Origin of the sequence: Streptomyces sp. NPDC057654, from assembly GCF_042800135.1 — a bacterium.
Lineage (GTDB): Bacteria > Actinomycetota > Actinomycetes > Streptomycetales > Streptomycetaceae > Streptomyces.
Genome location: NZ_JBHVHQ010000826.1, coordinates 1 through 3,847, shown reverse-complemented (window position 1 = coordinate 3,847; position 3,847 = coordinate 1). Strand labels below are relative to the sequence as shown.

At 74.5% G+C, this 3,847-nt stretch carries 3 protein-coding genes and 1 pseudogene; 1 reads left to right on the top strand and 3 read right to left on the bottom strand.

All coding sequences use genetic code 11. The features are described 5' to 3' along the window. Positions 1–180 precede the first annotated feature (180 nt). Both ACFU99_RS36610 and ACFU99_RS36605 read right to left on the bottom strand, forming a co-directional pair. Positions 181–894 (bottom strand): response regulator, encoded by a 714-nt coding sequence (locus tag ACFU99_RS36610; RefSeq protein ID WP_384400850.1) that lies wholly within the window; start codon positions 892–894, stop codon positions 181–183. Beyond that, the gene (locus ACFU99_RS36605) at positions 891–2,150 is read right to left on the bottom strand and encodes a sensor histidine kinase (protein WP_384400847.1); all 1,260 of its coding nucleotides are present in this window, start codon (positions 2,148–2,150) and stop codon (positions 891–893) included. The genes ACFU99_RS36610 and ACFU99_RS36605 overlap by 4 nt, the downstream gene beginning before the upstream one ends. Before the next feature lie 124 nt (positions 2,151–2,274). Between ACFU99_RS36605 and ACFU99_RS36600 the strand changes: the two genes are divergently transcribed. After that, a complete protein-coding gene (locus tag ACFU99_RS36600) occupies positions 2,275–2,502 on the top strand; it encodes a hypothetical protein (protein ID WP_384400844.1) in 228 nt (75 codons plus the stop codon). Between the two features lie 54 nt (positions 2,503–2,556). Here ACFU99_RS36600 and ACFU99_RS36595 read toward each other — a convergent pair. Further along, positions 2,557–3,847: pseudogene (locus ACFU99_RS36595) on the bottom strand (malto-oligosyltrehalose synthase); the annotation flags it as partial.

Genomic DNA, 3,847 nt, shown 5'->3' with positions numbered 1-3,847 from the left:
GGATCGCGCTCCATGCCGTGCTCGTGGCCCTGGAGCCGCAGCGAAACCCGCCGCGCGTCGGGCGACCACACCTCGAACCGCATTGTCGGCCCCCTGTTCTCCGGGCTGTCTCTACGGACGGCGATTTCCCTATGGTGCTCCGCTACGGGCGTTCGTGCCCCTCCCGCGCCGCGATCCCGTCTACTCCCGGTCGATCAGCCCCGCGTCGTGGGCCAGCAACGCGATCTGGACCCGGTTCGACAGGTCGAGCTTGGCGAGAATCCGCGACACATGCATCTTGACCGTCGCGACGCTCATGAACAGCGTCTCCGCGATCTCGGCGTTCGCCCTTCCCTGCCCGACCGCGACGGCCACCTCCCGCTCCCGGTCGTTCAACTGCCCCAGCTGCGCCCGCGCCCGCGCCTGGCGGCCGTTCGCGCCCGAGCCCGCCACATGCGAGACGAGCTGCCGCACCACGGCCGGCGAGAGCGCCGGCTCGCCCGCCGCCACCCGCCGTACGGCCGCGACGATCTCGGCCGGCGGCGTGTCCTTCAGGACGAATCCGGCCGCCCCGGCCCGCAGCGCGCGCAGCACCTGTTCGTCGGCGTGGAACGTCGTCAACACGATGACCTGCGGCGGATGCGGTCGCCGACACAATTCCTCGGTCGCCGCCAGGCCGTCCATGGCCGGCATCCGGATGTCCATGAGGACGACGTCGGGCGCGTACCGGTCCACCAGCGGCAGCACCTCGCCGCCGTCGGACGCCTCGGCGACGATCTCCAGATCCGGCGCGCCGCCCAGCATGAGGCGCAGCCCGGCTCGTACGAGCGGGTCGTCGTCCACGAGCAGCAGTCGTACGGAGGGCGGTTCGGGAGCGGACGCGTGCGCGGGGGCCGGACGGGCGGGATCGGTCATGAGGGCCACGGTAGCCAGGCGGCCAGCCGGAAGGCAGCGCCGTCCACACCGCCCACCACACCGCCCACCACACCGCCCACCACACCGCCCACCGCGCCGCTCTCCAGCCGGCCGCCCGCGAGCTGCGCCCGTTCGGCAAGGCCGATCAGTCCTTGCCCGGCCCCCGGGATCGCCGACCGCGAAGCGCCCGGAGCCAGTGGCAGCGGATTGCTGACGGTCACGCTCAGCCCCTCGCCCGCCGCCCCCGTGATCCTTACGTCGACCGTCGCGTCCGGCGCGTGCTTACGGGCGTTGGTCAGCCCTTCCTGCACGATCCGGTACGCCGTCCGGCCGGTGGCGGCGGGCACGCCCCCGGCCACGGCGTCGGCTCTCGCACCGGCGGGCAGCGACTCGTACGAGACGTCCGTACCGGCCAGCCGCGCCTCCGCCACCAGGCGCGGCAGGTCGGCCAGGGTGGGCTGCGGCCGGGCCCCGCCGCCGCCCTCGCCGCCGTCCCCCTCCCCGTCGCCCTCGTCGTCCGGGGCGCGGAGCACCCCGATGACCTCCCGCAGATCCTCCAGCGCCTGGTGCGCGCTGTCGCGGATCACCCCGGCCGCCACGGCGATCTGCTCCGGCGGCGCGTCCGGGCGGTATTCGAGCGCGCCCGCGTGGACGCTCAGCAGCGACAGCCGGTGTGCCAGCACGTCGTGCATCTCGCGGGCGATCCGCTCCCGCGTCAGCCGCTGCGCCCGCTCCGCCCGCAGTCCGGCCTCGGCCTCGGCGCGCCGCGCCCGCTCGCGCAACGACAGCAGCAACTGGCGGCGGGAGCGGACGAACATGCCCCAGCCGATCACCGCGAGATAGAGCATGGAGCCGACCAGCACCGCCGCGGTGAGGGAAAGGCCCGGATCGGGGCGTACGAGCGGCTCGACGACCGTGGTCGCCACCGCCAGACCGCCCAGCCACGCGGTGACACGGAACGGCCGGTGCACGGCGACCGTGAACACCGCCACCGCCGCCGCACCCGGCACGAACTGCGAGAACGCGCTGAGGGACACCAACACGACCGCCAGCTCCAACGGCCACCGCCGCCGCAGCCACAGCGCGGCGCAGCTCAGCGCGCCCACCACCTGGTCGGTGACGAGCACGCCGTGCGTCGTGCCGGACACGCTCGCCGCCGGCTTGGAGGCGAGCAGGATGAACGCCGCGGCGAGCAGGAAGCAGGAGATGTCCACGATCCAGTCGCGCGCCGTACGGGCCCCCGATGAGCTGTTCATGCCGACGAACCTACTGACCCGACGGGCGCGGCGGACGGTCACGAACCCGATCGACGACCAAAGTCGCACAGCCGTATACCTTCGGCCGACCCATCCCCGGCCTGCGCTTTCCTAGCGTGGCGGCATGAAGAAGACATGGGAGCTGCTGGGCGTGGCCCTGTTCGTAGAAGGCGCCGCGGGCCTGGTGTGCCATTTCACGGGCTGGCACCGTCCGGTGTGGCTGTTCACGCGCCTCCCCTTTGTGAAGGGCTACGAGGTCTTCGCGGGCATCGTTCTGGCCGTACTCGGCACGGCGGTCCTCGTCGCGTCGGAGGCCCTCTCGGACGCCCTCGCCAAGCGGAAGGGCGGCTGAGCGGAGGGCGGCTGACGCGCGTGGGCTCACGCCCGTACGAGAAGCGCCATCGGCTCACGCCCGTACGAGAAGCGCCACCGGGCGGCGGTCCAGCAGCTCGGCCAGCGGTACGGAGGGACCGCCGAAGCCCCGGCCCGTCAGCGACTCGCGCCAGCCGGCCCCCTCTGCCCCCGGGAGCCGCAGCTCCGTGCCGCGCCAGCCGCCGGACTCCGCGAGGCGGCGGGGGAGCCGGGTGACCACGCTGACCGCCGCGCCCGAGCGGACGAAGGCGGTGCAGTGGCCGGCGGCCGGACCGGCGGCCTCCAGCGGCTCGTACGAGGCGGCGGCGCCGAACCACTCGGGGTGCGCCCGGCGCAGCCGCAGCACGGTGCGGGTCAGGAGCAGCTTTTCGTCCGAAAGGCCGCGTGGGGCCTCGTCGGTCTCCGTGAGGGGCTGGACCGGGAAGCGCGGCGGGCGGCGGTTGTCCGGGTCGACGAGGGCGAGATATTCGCGTTCGGTGCCCATATAGAGGTCCGGTACGCCCGGCATGGTCAGGTGCAGCAGGGCCGCTCCGAGGGTGTTGGCCCGTACGGACGGCGCGAGCTCGGCGCGGAACCGGGCGAGTTCGGCCCCCGCCGGACCGCAGGGCCCCGCCTCCACGAACGCCGTCACCGCCGCCTCGTACGCCGCGTCCGGCTCGGTCCAGGTGGTGCGCAACGCGGCCTCCCGCACGCTCTTGAGCACCGCCGGCGCCAGCCGCCCTGCGTCCGCGCCCGTGTCCGCGCCCACGTCCGTACCGGCCAGCCCCAGCGCCAGCTGCCACGCCACCCACGCCACATGTGCGTCGGGCGCGCCGCCCGCCGCCGTATGGTGCGCGTCCCGGTCCAGAGGCGCCAGGGGCTCCAGTGACGCCAGCAACTCGCGCCACTGGCGGGGATGTTCGGCGAGCGCCGCGATCCGCGCCCGGACGTCCGCGCTCCGCTTCGTGTCGTGCGTGGACAGGACCGTCCCGGAGGACGGCCAGTCGCGCTGCGTACGGGCGCAGTAGGCGTGGAACTCCCGCGGGGACACGGCCGGACGCTCGGGCGCGCCGCCGACCTCGGCGGCGGACAGCAGCGGCGCGTACCGGTAGAAGGCGGTGTCCTCGACGGACTTGGCGCGCAGCGCGGACGCGGTCTGCGCGAAGCGCGCGCAGAAGTCCCGCTGCTCCGGGCCGTCCCCGAGCAGCCCGAGCGCCGCGTCCCGCACGACGTCCACGGCGTGCGCCTCCTCGGGCACCGCGAAGGCCGTACGGGCCCCCTCGGCGGCCTCCTGGAGCATCGCGGCGTCCTCGGGTGCGACGGGCGAGCCGGGCACGGCGTACAGG

Coding starts and splice junctions, on each gene's coding strand:
- ACFU99_RS36600 (WP_384400844.1), top strand. CDS start 2,275: ATGAAGAAGACATGGGAGCTGCTGGGCGTGGCCCTGTTCGTAGAAGGC.
- ACFU99_RS36610 (WP_384400850.1), bottom strand. CDS start 894: ATGACCGATCCCGCCCGTCCGGCCCCCGCGCACGCGTCCGCTCCCGAA.
- ACFU99_RS36605 (WP_384400847.1), bottom strand. CDS start 2,150: ATGAACAGCTCATCGGGGGCCCGTACGGCGCGCGACTGGATCGTGGAC.